The organism is Nitrospira sp. Nam74 (assembly GCF_965152615.1).
This window is the reverse complement of the sequence record NZ_OZ224220.1, coordinates 2944364-2964000: the sequence shown is the minus strand read 5'-3', so window position 1 is coordinate 2964000 and position 19637 is coordinate 2944364. Positions and strand designations below refer to the sequence as shown.

At 56.0% G+C, this 19637-nt stretch carries 17 protein-coding genes; 13 read left to right on the top strand and 4 right to left on the bottom strand.

Annotation, left to right across the window (positions count from 1 at the left end; all coding sequences use genetic code 11):
* The first annotated feature begins 84 nt into the window (after positions 1–84).
* Entirely contained in the window at positions 85–1383 is a 1299-nt protein-coding gene (locus ACWHYZ_RS13800; RefSeq protein WP_447983267.1) for an NAD(P)/FAD-dependent oxidoreductase, read from the top strand.
* A gap of 2 nt (positions 1384–1385) precedes the next feature.
* Here ACWHYZ_RS13800 and ACWHYZ_RS13795 read toward each other — a convergent pair whose 3' ends face one another.
* Positions 1386–3641 (bottom strand): [protein-PII] uridylyltransferase family protein, encoded by a 2256-nt coding sequence (locus tag ACWHYZ_RS13795; RefSeq protein ID WP_447983266.1) that lies wholly within the window; start codon positions 3639–3641, stop codon positions 1386–1388.
* A gap of 85 nt (positions 3642–3726) precedes the next feature.
* Between ACWHYZ_RS13795 and ACWHYZ_RS13790 the strand changes: the two genes are divergently transcribed.
* Positions 3727–5451 carry a [protein-PII] uridylyltransferase family protein gene (locus ACWHYZ_RS13790; RefSeq protein ID WP_447983265.1) on the top strand — a complete coding sequence of 575 codons (1725 nt, stop codon included), beginning with the start codon at positions 3727–3729 and terminating at the stop codon, positions 5449–5451.
* 84 nt (positions 5452–5535) lie between these two features.
* Here ACWHYZ_RS13790 and groL read toward each other — a convergent pair whose 3' ends face one another.
* From groL to ACWHYZ_RS13775, 3 genes are all read right to left on the bottom strand, one after another.
* Positions 5536–7167: a chaperonin GroEL gene (groL, locus tag ACWHYZ_RS13785; protein ID WP_447983264.1), complete on the bottom strand. Its 1632-nt coding sequence runs from the start codon at positions 7165–7167 to the stop codon at positions 5536–5538.
* A 56-nt stretch (positions 7168–7223) separates the two neighbouring features.
* Complete coding sequence (locus ACWHYZ_RS13780; protein WP_447983263.1) at positions 7224–7526, bottom strand: GroES family chaperonin; 303 nt, start codon at positions 7524–7526, stop codon at positions 7224–7226.
* Between the two features lie 187 nt (positions 7527–7713).
* Positions 7714–8679, bottom strand: coding sequence for a sigma-70 family RNA polymerase sigma factor (locus ACWHYZ_RS13775; RefSeq protein ID WP_447983262.1), 966 nt, complete (start codon positions 8677–8679; stop codon positions 7714–7716).
* 252 nt (positions 8680–8931) lie between these two features.
* Between ACWHYZ_RS13775 and ACWHYZ_RS13770 the strand changes: the two genes are divergently transcribed.
* From ACWHYZ_RS13770 to purL, 11 genes are all read left to right on the top strand, one after another.
* The gene (locus ACWHYZ_RS13770) at positions 8932–10158 is read left to right on the top strand and encodes an MFS transporter (protein WP_447983261.1); all 1227 of its coding nucleotides are present in this window, start codon (positions 8932–8934) and stop codon (positions 10156–10158) included.
* A 52-nt stretch (positions 10159–10210) separates the two neighbouring features.
* On the top strand, positions 10211–11434 hold the full coding sequence (locus tag ACWHYZ_RS13765; RefSeq protein ID WP_447983260.1) for a bifunctional 3,4-dihydroxy-2-butanone-4-phosphate synthase/GTP cyclohydrolase II: 1224 nt from the start codon (positions 10211–10213) through the stop codon (positions 11432–11434).
* Between the two features lie 134 nt (positions 11435–11568).
* Positions 11569–12099: a 6,7-dimethyl-8-ribityllumazine synthase gene (gene ribH, locus ACWHYZ_RS13760; protein ID WP_447983259.1), complete on the top strand. Its 531-nt coding sequence runs from the start codon at positions 11569–11571 to the stop codon at positions 12097–12099.
* A 1-nt stretch (position 12100) separates the two neighbouring features.
* On the top strand, positions 12101–12568 hold the full coding sequence (nusB, locus tag ACWHYZ_RS13755; RefSeq protein ID WP_447983258.1) for a transcription antitermination factor NusB: 468 nt from the start codon (positions 12101–12103) through the stop codon (positions 12566–12568).
* Between the two features lie 15 nt (positions 12569–12583).
* A complete protein-coding gene (gene purB / locus ACWHYZ_RS13750) occupies positions 12584–13930 on the top strand; it encodes an adenylosuccinate lyase (RefSeq protein WP_447983257.1) in 1347 nt (448 codons plus the stop codon).
* Positions 13931–13934: 4 nt separating this feature from the next.
* Entirely contained in the window at positions 13935–14915 is a 981-nt protein-coding gene (locus tag ACWHYZ_RS13745) for a DUF1835 domain-containing protein (protein WP_447983256.1), read from the top strand.
* Complete coding sequence (gene purC / locus ACWHYZ_RS13740) at positions 14912–15625, top strand: phosphoribosylaminoimidazolesuccinocarboxamide synthase (protein ID WP_447983255.1); 714 nt, start codon at positions 14912–14914, stop codon at positions 15623–15625. Before ACWHYZ_RS13745 ends, purC begins: the two co-directional genes overlap by 4 nt.
* Positions 15626–15811: 186 nt before the next feature.
* Positions 15812–16036, top strand: coding sequence for a hypothetical protein (locus ACWHYZ_RS13735; RefSeq protein WP_447983254.1), 225 nt, complete (start codon positions 15812–15814; stop codon positions 16034–16036).
* Positions 16037–16172: 136 nt separating this feature from the next.
* The gene (purS, locus tag ACWHYZ_RS13730; RefSeq protein WP_447983253.1) at positions 16173–16412 is read left to right on the top strand and encodes a phosphoribosylformylglycinamidine synthase subunit PurS; all 240 of its coding nucleotides are present in this window, start codon (positions 16173–16175) and stop codon (positions 16410–16412) included.
* A gap of 150 nt (positions 16413–16562) precedes the next feature.
* Entirely contained in the window at positions 16563–17288 is a 726-nt protein-coding gene (gene purQ, locus ACWHYZ_RS13725; RefSeq protein ID WP_447983252.1) for a phosphoribosylformylglycinamidine synthase subunit PurQ, read from the top strand.
* Positions 17289–17388: 100 nt separating this feature from the next.
* Complete coding sequence (gene purL, locus ACWHYZ_RS13720; RefSeq protein ID WP_447983251.1) at positions 17389–19626, top strand: phosphoribosylformylglycinamidine synthase subunit PurL; 2238 nt, start codon at positions 17389–17391, stop codon at positions 19624–19626.
* Positions 19627–19637 lie beyond the last annotated feature (11 nt).

Genomic DNA, 19637 nt, shown 5'->3' with positions numbered 1-19637 from the left:
AGCGTGTAGGCCCGTTGCGCTGTTGGAAGAAAGACGTTGTGTGGTTCCGATGACGGCCGAGTGGGCTTCGCAACTATGCGAGGTATGGGGAGGAAAATGATGGGAGGGGCGATCAAGTCACAAGTGGTGATTGTCGGGGGTGGCTTCGGCGGTCTCACGGCCGCCCAGTATCTCAGGAACGCGCCCGTGAACGTGGTTCTCATTGACCGCACGAATCATCACCTGTTTCAGCCGCTCCTGTATCAAGTCGCCACGGCGGCTTTGTCTCCGGGTGATATTGCGTCGCCGTTACGGACGATCTTTTACCGACAGCAAAATGTCCGTATCCTGATGAATCAGGTCCTCGCAGTCGATCGCGAGAAGCGAGTCGTCCGGCTGACGGACACGGATGTGCCGTATGATTATGTCATTCTCGCTCCGGGCTCACGTCACTCGTACTTTGGAAAGGAGCAGTGGGGAAGATTTGCGCCGGGACTCAAGACGTTGGCGGACGCCCTGAGCATTCGTGAACACATGCTTCTGTCATTTGAGCACGCGGAACGCGTCCTGAAAAGTCAGGAAGCGAAAAAATACCTGACCTTTGTCATCGTGGGAGGAGGCCCGACCGGCGTGGAATTGGCGGGGGCGATCGCAGAGATCGCACGGGCCTCGATTCTGCCCGATTTCCCATTGATACAATTTTCAGACATACAGATTCTGTTAATCGAGGCTGGAGGCCGTATACTCGCGGGGTTCGACGAATCGCTGGCGGCCAAAGCGGCGGGCGTGCTCGCCGACCTTGGGGTCGACGTTCGGCTTAATACACGTGTGACTGAGGTGAATGAGCGAGGCGTGTCAGCCGGTGGTCGGTTCATCGAAACGGCAAATGTGATTTGGGCGGCGGGGAACGAAGCCTCTCCCATATTGCAAACGCTGGGTACTCCGCTGGATCAGCAGGGAAGGGCGCTCGTCGAAGCAGATTTGTCCATTGCCGGCGACGCCTCCATCTTTGTCATTGGAGATGCCGCGAGAGCGATCGATGCCTCCGGACAGCCGTTGCCGGCCCTTGCGCCGGTTGCCATTCAGCAGGGACGTTATGTGGCGAACCTGATTGCTAACCGGGTCTCTTCGGGGGCCCGGCCGCCGTTTGTGTATAAGGACCGCGGCATGTTGGCGACGATCGGGAAGGCTCACGCCGTCGCTCAAATCGGGCGATTGCGAACGGTAGGAGTGCTGGCTTGGGTGCTCTGGTCTTTCGTGCATATTTTCTTTCTCATCGGTTTCCGTAACCGTCTTCGGGTGATGTTCGAATGGGCGTGGTATTACCTCACGCGTAAGCCCGGAGCGCGGTTGATCATCGGAGACAAGATTGGGAATAACGGCCGAGAAGAGGGGGCTCCTTGAACCTATCGTTCGATGGGGCCAAATCGCGTCGCGAAGAAATGACGAGTGACGCCCATGTGCCGCTTGATTTCGGCGTCCAGCTTCTTGGCGCCTTCCTCCCACGTTTCGGTCGTATAGCCGACCCGTCGCGCGAGAAACACAAATCCCTCGGAGTCACGCGGAGGAAGCAGGAGATCTTTGGCATGGCCCCGCACAATGCGCAGGCCGTCGATGAGAGTACGGAAAAACAGATAGGCCTCATGGAGCGCCTGGACCTTCTGTTTGGGGAGCACTTTCTTTTGACCCAGCGCCTCCAATGCGAGCAACGTATTCTGCGTGCGAAGCGCCGCATGCCGATGCGCATGCTGCAATTGCAAATATTGCACGCCGTATTCGATATCGATAAGGCCGCCGGGACTGTATTTGATGTTGACGTGATTCGATTCAACCAACTCCTTCACCTGCTGGCGTCTGAGGTCGAGCGCAGCCTCTACGTCCCATGGCTGCTTGCTATAGACGTAGGCGTCGCGGTGTGCTTCGACCCGATGTCCTAATGTCTCGTCTCCCGCGACGTGCCGTAATTTGATCAACGCCTGTCGCTCGAATGGCGCAGCCAGGCCTTCCGCGCTGTAGTAGCGTTCGATCTCCGCCACACTGTTCGCGAGCGAGCCTTTGCTGCCGTGAGGGCGCAATCGTACATCCAAATGAAAAATGCCTTCTTGTTTGGCTTCGATCCATCCGAGAATTTCCTGCGCCAACCGCTCAAAGTACTCGCTGTTCTCCAGGGGCTGTTTACCTGATGTCGTCCCGGCTCCTCCATAGACGAAGAGCACTTCAATATCGGAGGCATAGCCTAATTCACGTCCGCCGAATTTCCCGATGCCCAAGACCGCAAACGAGCAGGGCTTGCCGTTTTCTAATCGAGCGGCGCCGTATGGGTGGGAGAGCTTTATCTGGCAGTCTCGGATGGCTTGATCGAGCACGACTTCGGCCAGGTCCGACAGGCCTCGTGAAAAGTCCACCAGAGTCGAATGGGGATCCAGGAGATGCTTCATGTCGATGCGAAACATCTCCTCATCCTTGAATTGATTGAGCCCCCGGCGGCGTTGCTCGTCGCTGCGCACCGAGGCAATCCGTTTTCGAAGTTCCCGGACCATCTCCATCTTAGGCCGAACCAAAGGAAGGTGTTGGTAGCTTTCCAGCATCGGAAGGAGATTGGCGTGCTGCCGCCGCAAAAAGTCCTCCCATAAAAAATCGCTCGTCCCGAGCAGACGAGCGAGGGTCGCTAAGGTTTTTTGCTCTTTTAGAAAATCGAGAGCCCGTCCCGTTCGCCCGCCTTCCAGCAGTTGGTCAAGGAAGCGATCGAAGTGGTCGAGCGCTTTGGCGGGATCCGGGGCCCAGGTCAGGAAATGAGTGAATTGCTTGATAAACGTGGCTGTCAGCCGGAGTTCTTGCTGGTCGGACGGGTCTTCAATTTTGTGACCTTGCCGACCACGCACGAAAAAACGATCATGCAACTCGGCGCCCACCTGTTGAAAGCGCGCCTTTCGGATGTACACGCCTCGCATGGCAAGGGCATTGGCAAAGGCATAGAGAAAGGCCGGCGTATCGATCGAACGAATGTCGATCACGGTATCGGTCGGTGATTGCTCATTGTCGAAATCGATGCGGACCGGATGCAGCAGGCCCGTAAATCGACCGCGTGTCCGATCGAGCGTCTCCACGAGCCGCCGATTCACACGATGTCGCGCCTCTTGAAAGCGCTGACTATCAAGCAGGCGCAGCATGCTTTCCAACTCCTGCGAGAGCTGCTCCTCATGCCTGGGCGTAAAAATGGTCCCTGGCACGGGCTGGACATGAAAGACGTCCACAATCTTTTTCCGTGCCAAGCCGGGTTTGCGCGGGGCCCGAGACCGAAGAGGGCGCGCGTCGCGCCGCGCCGGGGGTACGGTGACGGGGTCTGTAGATGTGAAAATTCGTCCTTCCCGAATGTCGAGACCAAAGGAGGCCAGCAATCCGCAAATGACGGCAAATTCAGAAAAGTAGTCATACGCCACAATGATCAGATCGACGGACCCATCTGCCCGACGAGTACAGGCAGCTTGTGAAGGATGATCGGGGTCCAGGCGTGCGGCGAGTTTCACATGGGCGGCGATGTGAGCGGGCGTAAATTCTGCCAAATACTCGTCATCCATGCGCGACAGGAAGTCACGGATGATCTCCTCATCCACGTCGGCGCAGAAAGGTTGAACGAGCGGAAGCAGGGATTCCGAAGTCATGACTCTGCGAGTATACAGAAAACGGCGGCCGTTGTCTGGAGGCGGTACATTGTTCCTTGTAGACGCCCCCGGTATAATCCCGCCCATGCAACGGGCCCGACGACCGACTCAGAAATCTCAATCGCCACCGGACCAGCTATGGACGACGGCGGTGGAAAGGCCTGATCCTAAGCCGCTCCTGCTGGCCTCTCGTTTGGAGCTGAATGCCGTTTCCGCGATTCTGACGCCATATGGATTCACCGATTGTGCGCGAGCCGATGCAAATATTCAGGCGATGGCCGGTGAGCCAAGATCGCGTCAAATACTTGCGGGCCTTCTTTACGATCTTCTTGATGCCGTTGCAGACACGGCCGATCCGGACCAAGCGCTAACGCATTGGGAACGGTTTCTACAGACAGCGGGCAATCGCGTTCAAGTGCTCCAATATCTGTCCAGCGCACGCCGTATGTTGCATCTCCTGTGCACGCTCTTCGGCAATAGTCCTTATCTGGCGCAAACTCTCATCCGTGACGCGCTGCTGGTCTACTGGCTTGCTGAGGAGCAGGTATTGACACGACGGCCCTCCCGGCTCGAATTGCATCGCGCGCTGACCGCCATGCTGAGAAATGTGGCGGCCCTGGAATTAAAGCTCGAGGCGCTTCGTCGGTTCAAACGACGGGAGATGCTGCGAATCGGCGTGGGTGACCTCCTGCGGCTGACCTCGGTGCCCGATACGACTGCCGCACTGTCCGATCTGGCTTCAGTGACCATTCAAGCCGCCTATGAGATTGTCGAAAGCGAGTTGCAGCGGCAGTATGGGAAGCCAATGCATCGCGATCGAACCGGGAAGTGGACCCCAACGGGATTTGCGGTCATCGGCATGGGCAAGCTCGGCGGGGGAGAGCTCAACTACAGCTCCGACGTCGATCTCATCTATGTGTATACCTCCGAGGGGTACACGCGTCCATTCAAGGGACAGCGACAGGCCACTTCGATCTCCAATGAAGAATATTTTGAATACCTCGCCCGGGACCTCACGAGGGCCCTTACCGAGCACACACACGAGGGGACCGTCTTCCGAGTCGATCTTCGGCTGCGTCCTGAAGGTACCGTGGGCTCGCTGGCCGGATCGCTCGCGCGATATCAACAGTATTATCGAACGCGCGGGCAGGGATGGGAACGCCAGGCGATGCTGAAGGCGTGGCCGATTGCCGGCGATGCAGCGACCGGCGCAGACTTCCTTCGGATGATACGGCCATTCGTCTTCGGCTCGTTCAAGGGGTCGGACCGGCAATCGGACATCATCGAACAGGTGAAACGCATCAAAGCCATGATCGACGAGAAGATGGCCGACCGCGGGCATGAGCGCCGCAACGTCAAGCTGGGTATCGGGGGCATTCGGGAGATTGAATTCTTAGTTCAGGCCGTGCAAATGCTCCACGGGGCTCGCCGGCGAGCGATTCTGGACCGCAATACACTTGGAGCCTTGGAACGATTCAAGCGATATGGACTACTCTCGGAATCGGAATGTGCAGGCCTGACCAACGCGTATGTCTTTTTGCGCAATGTCGAACACAAGCTGCAAATGGTCCACGATCTGCAAACGCATGCCTTGCCTGATTCTTCCGACGAACTCGCCCGTTGCGCGATCCGACTGGGTTATCCGTCACGCGATCGCAAAGCGGCGATGGCAGCCTTTCTGAAAGATCACCAAATTCACACCGGACTGGTCAATAGGCTGTTCAAGGAATTTGTGGAACACCCTGAGAGCTCATCACTGTTTCAGTCGGCGATTAAAAGAGTCCGGCGCGAGGAGAAACCCAACCGTTAACATCTGAAATAGAAACGGCCGGATGGCTTTCGCCACCCGGCCGTTTTACTGACTGCTGAAAGCTGACAGCTTCTCAGCTACTCGTTAGTACATGTCGTGCATGTGGCCACCGCCCGGAGGCATGGCTGGTTCCTTCTTCTCTTCCGGCAGTTCGGTGATCATCACCTCGGTGGTCAACATCAACCCCGCGACGCTGGATGCGTTCTGCAGCGCGCTACGCGACACCTTGGTTGGATCGATGATACCGGCTTCGATCATATCCACATACTCTTCTGTCGCTGCGTTGAAACCGAAGGAGGACTTGCTCTCCTTGCGAACCTTATCCACAACGACTGAGCCTTCGACGCCGGCATTCTCGGCAATCTGGCGAATCGGCTCTTCAAGAGCGCGGCGCACAATATTCACGCCGACTTGCTGCTCCGGTTCGAGCTTCAGCGCATCCAGTGCCTTCAAGGAACGCAGGTAGGCGACACCGCCGCCCGGCACAATGCCTTCTTCGACTGCGGCTTTCGTGGCATGAAGTGCGTCTTCCACGCGGGCCTTCTTTTCCTTCATTTCGGTCTCGGTCGCCGCACCGACATTGATGACAGCGACGCCGCCGACGATCTTGGCCAGCCGCTCTTGCAGCTTCTCACGATCGTAATCGGACGTGGTCTCCTCGATCTGTGCCTTGATCTGCTTGACGCGGCCCTCGATCTTCTTCGGATCGCCATAACCTTCAACGATGGTCGTGTTGTCCTTGTCGATCGTGACCCGCTTGGCGCGGCCGAGATCGGTGAGCTTTACATTCTCGAGCTTCAGGCCGAGTTCTTCCGACAGCATTTGCCCGCCGGTGAGAATCGCAATATCTTCGAGCATGGCCTTCCGGCGGTCGCCGAAACCGGGGGCCTTGACGGCTGCCACGTTCAGCGTGCCGCGCAGCTTGTTGACCACGAGGGTGGCCAACGCTTCACCTTCCACGTCTTCCGCGATGATGACGAGGGGCTTGCCCATCTTAGCCACTTGCTCGAGCAAGGGCAGGAGGTCTTTCATGCTGCTGATTTTCTTTTCGTTGATGAGGATGAACGGTTCTTCGATCGACGCTTCCATCCGCTCCGCGTTGGTGACGAAGTACGGGGAGATGTAGCCGCGGTCGAATTGCATGCCCTCGACCACATCCAATGAGGTCGTCATGGACTTGGCTTCCTCAACGGTGATGACACCGTCTTTGCCGACCTTCTCCATTGCTTCGGCGATCAATTCGCCGATCGTGGCATCGTTGTTGGCGGAAATGGTCCCGATCTGGGAAATCTCTTTCTTGTTCTGGCAAGGCTTGCTCATTTTCTTGAGCTCCGCCACGACCGCCTCAACCGCCTTATCGATGCCCCGCTTGATGTCCATTGGGTTGCCGCCTGCCGTGATGTTCTTCGCACCCTCACGGTAAATGGCTTGGGCAAGGACCGTCGCGGTAGTGGTGCCGTCACCCGCGATATCGCTCGTCTTGCTGGCGACTTCACGGACGAGCTGGGCGCCCATATTCTCATAGGGGTTCTTCAGCTCGATTTCCTTCGCCACGGTGACGCCGTCCTTTGTAATGGTCGGTGCGCCGAATTTTTTATCGAGAATCGCGTTCCGGCCCTTCGGCCCAAGTGTCGCCTTGACGGCATCGGCGAGCTGATTGACCCCTTTCAGGATTGCCGCCCGCGCCTGATCACTGTACAGAAGTTGCTTTGCCATTGGGTTCCTCCGTTAAAGTCGTTGATCGAGGGATCGATATATTATGGTTCAGTGATTTAGGCGTTCGTGAAGACGCCAAGGATATCCTCTTCCTTGAGAATGAGGCAATCTTCATCATCGATTTTCAGCTTGCTGCCCGAGTACTTATCAAACAAAATCTGATCCCCTACTTTCACATTCTTCACATCCTTGCCGATCGCCTGGATGCTGCCGCGCTGGGGTTTTTCCTTCGCAGACTCAGGCACGTAGATTCCGCCCGCTGTCCGCTCCATTTCCTCGGTGTACGTCACAAACACGCGATCACCCAGTGGTTGAAACCCCTTTGCCACGCTCTGCTTGTCTTTCGCCTCTGTAGCCATAGCCCCCTCCCTAAAAGATGAACCCCAATTGGGGTGTGGAACGTTTTTATGCCGGGATCACGACGAACTTCCCAGGCGGGTGTAACGGGGCATTAGATAGTGCTGATAACAGTCAAGTCAAGGGGGGTTCTGTATTTTGTTGGTAAGAAAGTATGCTGAAGTCGGAGCTGTTCGTACGAAAGTCGTTTTAATAACGCAAGTGCTCGAAGTCTTTGACTTCTTTTTTCAAGTAGTCCCGCAGCCGGTTGATAATCCTCGCTTCTAATTGACGCGTTCGTTCTTTGGTAATGCCGTATTTATGGCCGAGGTCTTCTAGGGTCAGCGGTGTTTCCGAGAGGATCCGGTTACGCAAAATGTCTTCCTCCCGTTCCCCCAGTGTCTTAATAAAGGTGCCGAGTTTTTCCCGGAACAGTTCGCGGAGTTGAAAGTCTCCTAATTGTTCATCCACGGGCTGCTCTTCGGACGATAATACGTCGAGCAGGGTCGCTTCGGAGTCTTCGCTCAACGGCCGATCCAGGGAAAGTTCCCAGCTGCCGAGTCGCTGGTCCATTTCGATGACGTCGCGTTCACGGACATTGAGGCGATCGGCGAGAAGCTTCGTGTCCGGCGCAAAACCTTCGCGCTCCAATTTCGCCTTCTCTTTTCGCAGGTTGTAAAAGAGCCGTCGTTGATCCTGCGTCGTGCCGACTTTGACCAAGCGATACGTGTTGAGCAGATAGCGCAAGATATAGGCGCGCGCCCACCAGGCGGCATAGGCATGAAAGCGGACGTTTTTCGTTGGATCGAATTTCTTAATGGCCTGCATCAAGCCCACATTGCCTTCTTGAATCAAATCCATGTGGTCCGCGCCTGTATGGAGATACTCATAGGCAATGGCGACCGACACCCGAAGGTTGGCCAGAATGAGTTGAACTGCGGCCTCGCGGCTGCCCTGCGTCTGGTATTCATGGAAGAGCCGGAGTTCCTCCTCCTTTGAAAGATAGGGGTAGCGCCGCACTTCCGCCAAATATTGCTGGAGGGTGGTGACCGGGGCCACCGTCGCCGGCAGTCCCGCACCGTCAGATCCAGCGGACAAGGCGGGAAGCAACTGAGAGTCCTGCTCCGATTGGGCTGCAGGCTCTGCGGTCAGATCGAGATCCTCCACTTCTTCCATGTCAGGGGCCGGCTCTGCAGCAGGATAAGTGGATGCGTGTTTTTTAGATGACTTGGCCATTCGGGGGTTCAAAATATTTCCTGATTATAAACGGAACGGGCGGGAGAACAAAGAGCGTCTGTTGAGATCGATCGACCGCCAACGGCTTACGTGGTTAAACGCCGAATTCCAATTTGCCTGCGCGAAGAAGCATAGACTATAGTGGCGGGCTTCCAGATTGCCGGTATCAGGTTGTGGGCACGTGGTAAGGGGATGATTGAGTTTTTCACCGCCCTGAAAAGCGGGCATTGGCCGACGTTGATCGGAGCTTGGCTCCACCTGACGATCAGCTTCATGGTGTGGCTCTTGATTGGAGCCTTGGGCGTGCTCATTGGAGATACGTTCGGTCTGACCGCCACTGAAAAAGCTACGGCCGTTGCGGTTCCTCTCCTGAGCGGCGCATTCTTGCGCGTGATTGCCGGATGGTCCTGCGACTGGTTCGGAGCCAAACGCACCGGAATCGCTGTCCTAATCTGTGAATTGATCGCGGTCCTATGGGGATGGCTCGGGATTCACTCGTATGCGGAGCTCATGGTGGTGGCACTGTTTTTAGGAGTCGGTGGCGCCAGCTTCGCGGTGGCTCTCCCGATTGCCGGACGCGCGTATCCGATCGTCCATCAAGGACTGGCGTTGGGCCTCGCGGCGTCCGGAAATGTTGGAACCGTCGTGATTATGTTTTTCGCGCCCCGATGGGGGGGCACGATGGGCTGGCCACACGTATTCGGAATTATGGCCGTGCCGGTGCTGCTGACCTTGGTCCTATTCCTGACCCTGGTTCAAGACGATCCCGGCCGTATCTATGGCCGCGGTCGTGGGAGTATGAACGCCCGCTGGTGGCATGCGGCCGCAGAGCTGATGCAGCATCGATCGATGTATTGGCTGTGCTTTGCCTACGCGATCACGTTCGGCGGATTTGTGGGGCTGTCCAGTGTCCTGCCGATTTTTTTTCATGACGAATATGGGATGGATTTCGTGACGGCCGGATCGATGACTGCCCTGTGTGGTTTCGGCGGAAGCGTAATTCGTCCATTGGGCGGGTATGTGGCTGATCGAACCGGCGGCGTCGGTACACTACGGCTCGTCTTTCCGACGATCATGCTGCTGACCATCGGTATCGGCTATTTACCGCCCGTGTGGATCGCGGTATCTCTGATGATGCTCGCAGTGGCCGTCATGGGATTCGGCAATGGAGCGGTATTTCAAATCGTCTCGGCGTGGTTTCAAAAACAAATCGGGCTGGCGTCCGGTCTCGTGGGCGCCGCGGGCGGTCTCGGTGGATTTCTCGTGCCTATTTGGCTCGGCGTATTAAAGGATATGACCGGCAGCTATCGTGCCGGGTTGTGGGTCTTTGCTCTGATTGCAGCGCTCGCGTGGGCTACGACACTGTCCATATGCGGTGACCGCTCATCGACGCCCCTGAAGCGCTCCCTTCATCATTGACATTCAAACGGGAAAAGATTTAAGTGGTTGCACACGACGATGAAAGAGACCAATGGCGCGTAAGGCAAAAACCTCGCATTTCGATAGTATCGAGCAAGCGATCAGGGACATCAAAAAAGGGCGTTTCATCATCCTTGTCGATGACGAAGATCGAGAGAATGAAGGCGACCTGGTGATGGCAGCCGAGAAAGTCACGCCACAGGCCGTCAATTTTATGGCCAAGCATGCCCGCGGATTGATCTGCCTGGCGCTAACGGCCGAGCGAGTCGAAGAATTGCAGCTTCCTCCGCAGGCCCATGAAAACACTGCGACCTTCGGCACGGCATTTACGGTCTCGATCGACGCCCGCCACAATATCACCACGGGAATTTCCGCGGCCGACCGTGCGACGACCGTTCACGTAGCCATCGATCCGAAGACCAAGCCGGCCGATTTGGCGCGTCCCGGTCACATTTTTCCATTGAAAGCGCAAAAGGGCGGCGTGCTGAGGCGTGCCGGCCAGACCGAAGGATCCGTCGATCTCGCGCGATTGGCGGGACTGAATCCGGCCGGCGTCATCTGCGAAATTATGAACGAAGACGGCACCATGGCGCGTGTCCCGGAGTTGGCGAAATTTGCCAAGCTCCATGGGTTGAAGATGGTCACGATCAAATCGCTGATCGAGTACCGTGTGCGGCGGGAAACCTTTGTGAGACGTGTGGCGAGCGCTCGATTGCCGACCATTTTTGGTGAATTCGAAGCGGTGGCGTTCGAAAACGAGATGGACGGCGGCACGCATGTCGCACTCGTGAAGGGGCAGGTCGATGATCCCAGTCCGACGCTGGTCCGTGTGCATTCCGGCTGCCTTACCGCGGATGTGTTCGGATCGTTACGATGCGACTGCCGCGATCAATTGTACAGTGCAATGGAGCTGATTCAAAAAGAAGGCCGGGGCGTCCTGCTCTACTTAAATCAAGAGGGTCGTGGAATTGGGCTGCTTAATAAAATTAGGGCGTACAGGTTGCAGGATGAGGGCAGCGATACCGTCGAAGCGAACTTGCAATTAGGATTCAAAGCGGATCTACGCGATTACGGCACGGGCGCACAGATTCTGGTGAACCTCGGATTGCACCAGATCCGGCTCATCACCAACAATCCTCGCAAAATCGTCGGTATCGAAGGCTATGGTTTGAAGGTGGTCGAACGTGTGCCGATCGAAATTCCACCACGAGCGGCGAACGAACGCTACTTACGCACGAAAAAACACAAACTCGGGCACATCCTGAAAAAAGTCTGAACGTCACAAAAAAGGTAGAATGTCCAAAGTCGTACAGTGGGAAAGCTACGACCGTATGATGTTCTGACTCTAGGACTCTCCGACGACATTCGATAGACCTCATGACATTCAGACGTGTGACCTTCTGACGATTCATGAAATTTCGTAAAGGCACGCACGATGCGACTGGGCTCCGATTCGGCATCGTGGTCAGTAAATTTAATAACCTCGTGACCAGCCGATTGCTGGCGGCAGCGGTTGAGACATTAAAGAAGGCAGGGGCGGTCGATGAGGCGATCGAGGTTGTGCGCGTGCCCGGCGCCTTTGAAATTCCGTTGGCCGCCCGGGCGTTAGCGCGTACGGGTCGTTTCGATGCGGTTCTTTGCCTCGGCGCGGTGATCCGCGGCGAGACGCCACATTTCGACTACATCAGCGCGGAAGCCAGTCGGGGTATCGCCCAGCTCGCACTAGAGTGCGATCTGCCGGTCGTCTTCGGTGTGCTCACGACTAATACTGTTGCGCAGGCCATCGAACGGGCGGACCCTTCGAAGTACAATCGAGGAGCTGAAGCGGCTCGAACGGCCATTGAGATGGTGACCTTACTACGCGCGATCCGGGCCAGCCAGGAACGGAACCATTCCGTCCATTTCACAACACCAAAGAAAAAAACACGAACGAGGCAATAAGATGGGGAGCCGGCGGCAATCACGGGAGCGGGCGCTCCAAATTCTCTTTCAATGGGATATTCACGGTAATACGGAGCACTGGTTGGATGATTTTTGGGAACGGAATCCTCCCACCGATGAAGTGCGAGAGTTTGCTGGACGGCTCGTAAATGGTGCCATGGCCCATCACGAGGAATTGGACCGTTTGATCGGCGCCCATGCTACAAATTGGACGGTGAGTCGCATGCCGGTGGTCGATCGCAATATTCTTCGTGCCGCACTCTATGAACTCTTATGGATGCCCGAAGTGCCGGCCAAAGTCACGGTCAATGAAGCCATTGAGCTCGCCAAGCAATTTGCCGACGATGAGACAAAAAAATTTGTCAACGGCGTTCTGGACAATATTATTGGGACCGACGCGCGCTTAGTTGAAAAAAGAGGGGACCTGAGCAATGGCGCAACAGAGCCCAAGCGCCATGCGCGCCATTAGCGGTATGAGGACAGCATGATCGAGCGATATACGCGTCCGCGCATGAAAGCGATCTGGGATCTCAAGCATAAGTATGAGATCTGGTTGGACGTGGAGCTCCTTGCCTGTGAGGCATTGGAACGCAGTGGGGACGTGCCGCCTGGCGTGGCTGCGCGTGCGAGAAAAAAAGCCCGCATTGATGTGAACCGCATTGCGGAGATTGAACAGCTCGTCAAGCACGATGTCATTGCGTTTCTCGAATCATTGGCCAAGCCCGTGGGTCCTGAAGTACGGTTTCTCCACAAAGGCCTGACATCCTCGGACATCGTCGACACGTCGTTAGCGGTGCAGATGACCGAAGCCATGGATCTTATTCTGGCGGATGTCGAGGAACTGCTGACGGTGCTGAAAGCCAGGGCATTGGAACATCGAGAGACGGTCATGGTGGGGCGTTCGCATGGCATCCACGGGGAGCCGGTTTCATTCGGATTTAAGTTGACGATCTGGTATGAGGAAGTACGACGCCACCGCGAGCGGTTGCGTGCCGTGCGCGAAGACATTGCCGTCGGCAAGCTGTCGGGGGCGATGGGAACCTTTGCCCATCTGGGGCCGGAGGTCGAAGAGTACGTCTGCGCCAAGCTGGGTCTAAAGCCGGACCCAGTATCGAGCCAGATCGTGCAGCGGGATCGCCACGCTGCCTATCTTTCCGCATTAGCTTTGCTTGCGGCGAGCATTGAAAAGTTTGCCGTGGAAATTCGTCATCTACAGCGGACGGAGGTGCTCGAGGCCGAAGAATATTTCTCCGAAGGACAAAAGGGTTCCTCGGCCATGCCGCACAAGCGCAATCCCATTGCTTCGGAAAACCTATGCGGCTTAGCAAGAGTGGTGCGCGCGAACAGTGTGGCAGGAATGGAAAACGTCGCCCTCTGGCATGAGAGGGACATCAGTCACTCCTCAGTCGAGCGGGTGGTGATGCCGGACAGCACGATCCTCGTCGACTATATGCTCGCGCGATTCACCGATCTCATCCGGAACTTACTTGTTTATCCATCCCGCATGCAGCGCAATCTCGATCTGACCGGCGGGCTAGTCTATTCGCAGCGCTTATTGCTTGAACTGGTCGAAGGGGGCGCCCAACGCAAGGACGCGTATGAAGCCGTCCAGCGCAATGCGATGGAAGCTTGGAAGGGTGGAACGGGATTTGAGGAGTTGGTGCGCAAAGACCCGTTGATCACGAAATACCTGACGGCCGAGCAGATCGAGTCGTGTTTCGATCCCAAGCATTATCTTCGGCATTTGGATAAGATCTATCGGCGGGTATTCGGTAGAGATACAAAAGGTAGAAAGACAGATCGTGCGCGTATCAGGAAACGGGTTGATTAAGCAGATGCCAGAATCCATTCTTCATATTCGGTGCGGTGACGATATTCTTGCCAAGCTGAAAGAGGCCGGCTTGCCGGGTGAGATGATTCGCTGGGCTGATGCGCTGTGTCAGGGACCGACTCCCGCCGGGCTTCAGGAATATGAATGGCGACGTGTCCGGGCTCAGCACGCAAGGGATTTTTATGGCATGCCCTACGATGAGGCTGTGGAGTTCCTTCGAAAGCAGGATGAGAATCTTCAGCGATTTCGTCAGCATGATGAAATTGTGCTCTGGTTCGAACACGACATGTTTGATCAGGTCGTGCTGATTTACCTTCTGGATTGGTTTGCAAAACAGGATTTGGGACAGCGCCGTTTCTCTCTCATTTGCCCAAACCAGCACCTGGGATATATGAATCGAGAACAGCTCGCACAGCTCTATCCAACCCGAGAGCCGGTGACTGTCAGACAGATCGACTTATCCCGTCGAGCATGGCAAGCATTCTGTTCGACCGATCCTCGGCAAATCGAGGAGCTCATTTTAGGAGACACGTCGGCGCTGCCGTTTCTCCGACAGGCGCTCGTTCGCCATCTGCAAGAATTTCCTTTTGTGCACAATGGCCTGAACCAAACGGAACAGAATGCGCTGGATGCCATCGCATCGGGCATCACGGAGCCGAAACAGCTCTTCCAAGAAATCCAGCGACGAGAAGAAAGCGCATGGCTCGGAGATTCCATGTTGTGGCCGTATCTGGAACAGATGGCCAGTGGAAAAGACGCGCTGCTGAAGATTGAAGATGTCGGTCCCTGGGTGAACAAACCGACTGAGCCGTCCACGCGGTTCATTTACATAACTGAGCAAGGTCGCCGCGCGCTGAGGGGAGAAGCCGACTGGGTGAGTCTGAGGGGACTTGATCGATGGCTTGGTGGTGTTCACCTACAAGGACAGCATGTTGAATGGCGTTGGGATACTAGATGGCAGGCACTCACACGGATTCACTCATGACTCACGGCACGATGCTGTATGAAGGCAAGGCGAAGAAAGTCTTCGCCACGGACAACCCCGATCGGGTTATTCAATATTTTAAAGATGACGCCACGGCATTCAACGCGCAGAAACGAGGAACGATTGTCGAGAAGGGGATCGTCAATAATAAGGTATCGGAGCGGTTGTTCCGTATGCTGGAAGCGGCCGGCGTGGCGACGCATTTCATCCAACGGCTCAGCGATCGGGAAATGCTGGCCAAGCGCGTGACGATTGTACCGATCGAAGTGGTGGTGCGGAATATTGTGGCGGGGAGCCTGGCGAAGCGATTGGGGCTGAAAGAAGGGGAGTCGATCGATCCGCCGGTTGTCGAGTTCTACTATAAGAATGATGCGCTGGGCGATCCGTTGATCAGCGAGGAACATGTGCGGCTCATGAAGCTGGCGGAGCCGAGAATCGTTGATGAGATCAAGCAGCAAGCGCGGAAGATTAATGCGGTGCTCCAGCCATTTTTCAAAGAGCGCAAAATGATTCTGGTTGACTTCAAGTTGGAGTTCGGCTTGCACAACGGCAAGCTCATTCTCGCTGATGAGATTTCGCCGGATACGTGTCGATTTTGGGACGCGGGGACGAAGGAGTCGATGGACAAGGATCGGTTTAGGAAGGACTTGGGAAAGATCGAAGAGGCGTATCAGGAAGTGTTGCGAAGAGTATGTGGTGAGGGAGGGTAACCTGAATCTCCCCTGTACTCCAGAACGCACACAATCGGAACGTGCTCGCACGGGGAGGGGCGCCTCTTGGCGCGCCTGCGGTGGCGGGTGAAATATTGTGCGCAGTGGAGACGATCCAGGTCACTCTCCCTTCCTTTATAATGTCGTCCAAGCCCTAGAGAGAGGTGAAAGGGAAGAGAGGAAAAGGTGAGGCGCCTGATCCTGAAGTTCATGGAACACGGCCTGCTGTGGGCAATCCTCGTTTGGGCTGGGGCGGTCGCGTTGATGGCGATCAATACGCCGGATCCGTTTTGGCGGTGGACGTTCTTGGGGTTGTCGGCCACGGGCGTTGTCATTGTGGTCGTGATTAATTGGGCGAGGAAGAAATTGGTGAGCGCGGCACGGGCATCGAAAGATGGAAGTGAATTGTGAAGGAGGGAAGGCGACATGGATGCTCCCTGTGCTCGCAGAACGCGCACGATCAGAATGTGCTCGCTCGATGCGCGCAGTGAAGAGCATTCATGTCGCCTTCCCTAACAATGGGGAAAGTTGCGATTTGGAGGAAGGCGTGAAGGCGAAAATTCATGTGACGTTGAAGCCGGGCATTCTCGATCCGCAGGGAAAAGCGATTGAGCATGCATTAGAGACATTGGGATTTGATTCAGCGAGCAATGTCCGGGTTGGGAAGTACATGGAGCTGGAACTGCGGGAATCGGCGAAGGACAAGGCCGAGGCGCAGGTGAAGGCCATGTGCGAGAAGTTGCTCGCCAATACGATTATTGAAGAGTATCGGTACGAACTGCAGTGAAGAGGTGGAACGGAGCAGTCGAGGTCGGCTTCGTGCTCGCAGAGCGCGCACAATCAGAACGTGCTCGCTCGATGCGCGCAGTTGAACCAACCTCGGCTGCTCCGTTCTGTAATTTTGTAACAAGAGAGAGAATGAGTAAAGGCTAAAGGGATGAACATCGGAGTCGTCACATTTCCAGGTTCGAATTGCGATCACGACTGCCAGCACGTGTTGGCCGATGTGTTGGGTCAGACGGTGCAGATGGTATGGCATAAGGAGACGTCGCTGAAGGGATTGGATGCCGTCATTCTCCCAGGCGGCTTTTCTTATGGCGACTATTTACGGACTGGTGCGATTGCGCGGTTTTCGCCGGTGATAGGAGCGTTGAAGGAATTCGCGTCGACTGGTGGAATGGTGCTTGGGATCTGCAACGGGTTTCAGATTTTGCTGGAGAGCGGGTTGCTGCCTGGCGCGATGCTTCGCAATCGTTCGCTGTCTTTCATCTGTAAGGATGTTCATGTGAGAGTCGAGAATGCGGCGACGGCTTTCACGGGACGCTGTGAGTCTGGTCAAGTCCTGAAGATCCCCATTGCCCACGCCGACGGCAACTACTACACCGACGATGTAACCCTTTCTCAATTGAAGGCAACCGCACAAGTCGTCTTTCGCTACTGCACGCCGGACGGCGAAGTGACACCAGACGCCAATCCGAACGGCTCGCTCGAGAACATTGCCGGTATTATCAACGTCAAAGGCAATGTCCTGGGCATGATGCCGCATCCTGAGCGTTGCGTTGAGGATATGCTCGGCAATGACGCAGGACGGCTCATCTTTATGTCCATGTTCGATGCTCTCAAGAAGGCGAAGCACCAGATCAAGATGGTGGGTGCTGGGTGACCCTCATTAGCGGATATTGAGCCAAAGGAGCCATGTTAAATACTGGGACGAAGAAAATGGTTGTGATGTTCACGCGACGGTGTGGCATAGTGATAATCAGATGATTACCAAAGATGTCATCACTCAACATAACCTCTCCGACGACGAATACAAGAAAATCATCGAGATTCTCGGACGCGAGCCGAATTTGACTGAGTTGGGGATGTTCTCGGTCATGTGGTCGGAGCATTGCTCCTATAAATCGTCGCGCGTGCATTTGCGAAAGTTGCCGACTACCGGACCGAGGGTGGTGCAGGGGCCTGGGGAGAATGCGGGGGCCGTGGATATCGGCGATGGACTGTGCGCAGTGTTCAAGATGGAGTCGCACAATCATCCGTCGTTCATTGAGCCGTATCAAGGTGCCGCGACGGGCGTGGGCGGCATTCTGCGTGACATCTTTACGATGGGGGCCCGGCCCGTCGCGTTGTTGGACTCATTGCGTTTCGGCCAGCTGGATCAGCCGCTCAACCGGCATTTGGTGAAGGGAGTCGTCGCGGGGATCAGTGGTTATGGCAATTGTATGGGCGTGCCGACGATTGGCGGCGAAGTCGTCTTCAACGATATCTATAGCCATAATCCGCTCGTGAACGTATTTTGTCTGGGGATCGCGAAGCAGGACAAGATTTTTAAGGGCAAGGCGGCCGGACTCGGCAACCCGGTAATCTACGTGGGCTCGAAGACGGGGCGCGATGGGATTCATGGGGCGACGATGGCGTCCGATTCGTTCGACGAGGCCTCGGAGTGCAAGCGGCCGACGGTGCAAGTCGGTGACCCTTTTACTGAGAAGCTCTTGTTAGAAGCCTGCCTGGAATTGATGTCGGGCGATTTGCTCGTAGGGATTCAGGATATGGGCGCAGCGGGGTTGACCAGTTCGTCATGTGAAATGGCGTCACGCGCCGATAACGGCATCGATCTCGATCTCACTCATGTTCCGCGCCGGGAGCCCGGCATGACGGCATATGACTTGATGCTCTCTGAATCGCAAGAGCGCATGTTGATGGTCGCTAACCAGGGGAAGGAAGACGAGGTCATCCGCATTTGCAAAAAGTGGGATCTCGATGTGGCCGTGGTTGGCCGCGTCACGAACGATGGAATGCTGCGTGTGCGCGATCACGGGAAGGTCGTCGCGGAAATTCCGGCCAAGGCGCTGGCGGATGACGGCCCAAAGTACGAGCGCCCGAACGCCCCGCCGGCATATCAAGAATATTTGCAGGCCCTCAATCTCGATGTGCTGCCGGATGTGAAGGATCCCACCGGCGTGTTGCTGTCGCTGTTGGAATCGCCGACGATCGCGAACAAACGATGGGTCTACGAACAATACGATCATATGGTCCGCACGAATACACTCGTGCGGCCGGGATCGGATGCGGCGGTCATTCGCGTGAAGGGCACCAATAAGGCGTTGGCCATGACGACGGATGGGAATGGCCGGTATTGCGTTCTCAATCCGTATGCTGGGGGAAACATTGCGGTGGCCGAAGCGGCGCGGAATATCGTGTGTTCGGGTGCAGAGCCGATCGGGGTGACGGACTGCCTGAATTTCGGCAACCCGGAGCGGCCGGATGTCATGTGGCAGTTCATCCTTTCGATCGAGGGGATCAAAGATGCCTGCGAAGCCTTCCAGATTCCGGTCGTGAGCGGAAATGTCAGTTTCTACAATGAAACGAACGGCCTCTCGATCTATCCCACGCCGATTCTCGGCATGGTCGGGTTGATCGAACCGGCCGATCGCGTGACGACGCAGTGGTTCAAGCAGGCGGGTGACGTTGTCATTTTGCTTGGGACGACGAGAGAAGATCTCGGTGGAACGGAATATCTGCGTGTCATCCATCACCGGGAACAAGGCTCGCCGCCCTATCTGGATCTTGAGGTGGAAAAGGCGCTTCATGCCTGTGTACTCAAGGTGATCCGTGACGGCCTTATTGAATCGGCCCATGATTGTTCGGATGGCGGCCTGGCCGTGGCACTTGCAGAATCTTCGTTGTCTCATCCTGAGAAACCACTCGGGGCTGTGTTAAAATTAGAACTGAATCATCTTCGGCGGGATGCCTTGCTGTTCGGCGAAAGTCAGTCGCGAGTCGTCCTGTCTGTTCGTCCAACTCACGTTGATCGGGTGTTGCAGACAGCGGAATCCCTCGGTGTGCCGGCGATGAAGATCGGAACCGTGGGAGGCAACCGTTTCCTGCTTGAAGTCGAGGGAGACGGACGGACAGCGGGATGCACCATCAATGCGGATCTTGATATCCTGTACGATCGATGGGCGAATAGCTTGAGGCGAACGCTTGAGGCGGAGAGTTGACTGCGTTACCC

Coding starts and splice junctions, on each gene's coding strand:
- ACWHYZ_RS13765 (WP_447983260.1), top strand. CDS start 10,211: ATGGCGCGTAAGGCAAAAACCTCGCATTTCGATAGTATCGAGCAAGCG.
- nusB (WP_447983258.1), top strand. CDS start 12,101: ATGGGGAGCCGGCGGCAATCACGGGAGCGGGCGCTCCAAATTCTCTTT.
- ACWHYZ_RS13770 (WP_447983261.1), top strand. CDS start 8,932: ATGATTGAGTTTTTCACCGCCCTGAAAAGCGGGCATTGGCCGACGTTG.
- purB (WP_447983257.1), top strand. CDS start 12,584: ATGATCGAGCGATATACGCGTCCGCGCATGAAAGCGATCTGGGATCTC.
- ACWHYZ_RS13775 (WP_447983262.1), bottom strand. CDS start 8,679: ATGGAAGAAGTGGAGGATCTCGATCTGACCGCAGAGCCTGCAGCCCAA.
- ACWHYZ_RS13800 (WP_447983267.1), top strand. CDS start 85: ATGGGGAGGAAAATGATGGGAGGGGCGATCAAGTCACAAGTGGTGATT.
- ribH (WP_447983259.1), top strand. CDS start 11,569: ATGAAATTTCGTAAAGGCACGCACGATGCGACTGGGCTCCGATTCGGC.
- purL (WP_447983251.1), top strand. CDS start 17,389: ATGATTACCAAAGATGTCATCACTCAACATAACCTCTCCGACGACGAA.
- ACWHYZ_RS13745 (WP_447983256.1), top strand. CDS start 13,935: ATGCCAGAATCCATTCTTCATATTCGGTGCGGTGACGATATTCTTGCC.
- ACWHYZ_RS13790 (WP_447983265.1), top strand. CDS start 3,727: ATGCAACGGGCCCGACGACCGACTCAGAAATCTCAATCGCCACCGGAC.
- groL (WP_447983264.1), bottom strand. CDS start 7,167: ATGGCAAAGCAACTTCTGTACAGTGATCAGGCGCGGGCGGCAATCCTG.
- purQ (WP_447983252.1), top strand. CDS start 16,563: ATGAACATCGGAGTCGTCACATTTCCAGGTTCGAATTGCGATCACGAC.
- ACWHYZ_RS13795 (WP_447983266.1), bottom strand. CDS start 3,641: ATGACTTCGGAATCCCTGCTTCCGCTCGTTCAACCTTTCTGCGCCGAC.
- purC (WP_447983255.1), top strand. CDS start 14,912: ATGACTCACGGCACGATGCTGTATGAAGGCAAGGCGAAGAAAGTCTTC.
- ACWHYZ_RS13780 (WP_447983263.1), bottom strand. CDS start 7,526: ATGGCTACAGAGGCGAAAGACAAGCAGAGCGTGGCAAAGGGGTTTCAA.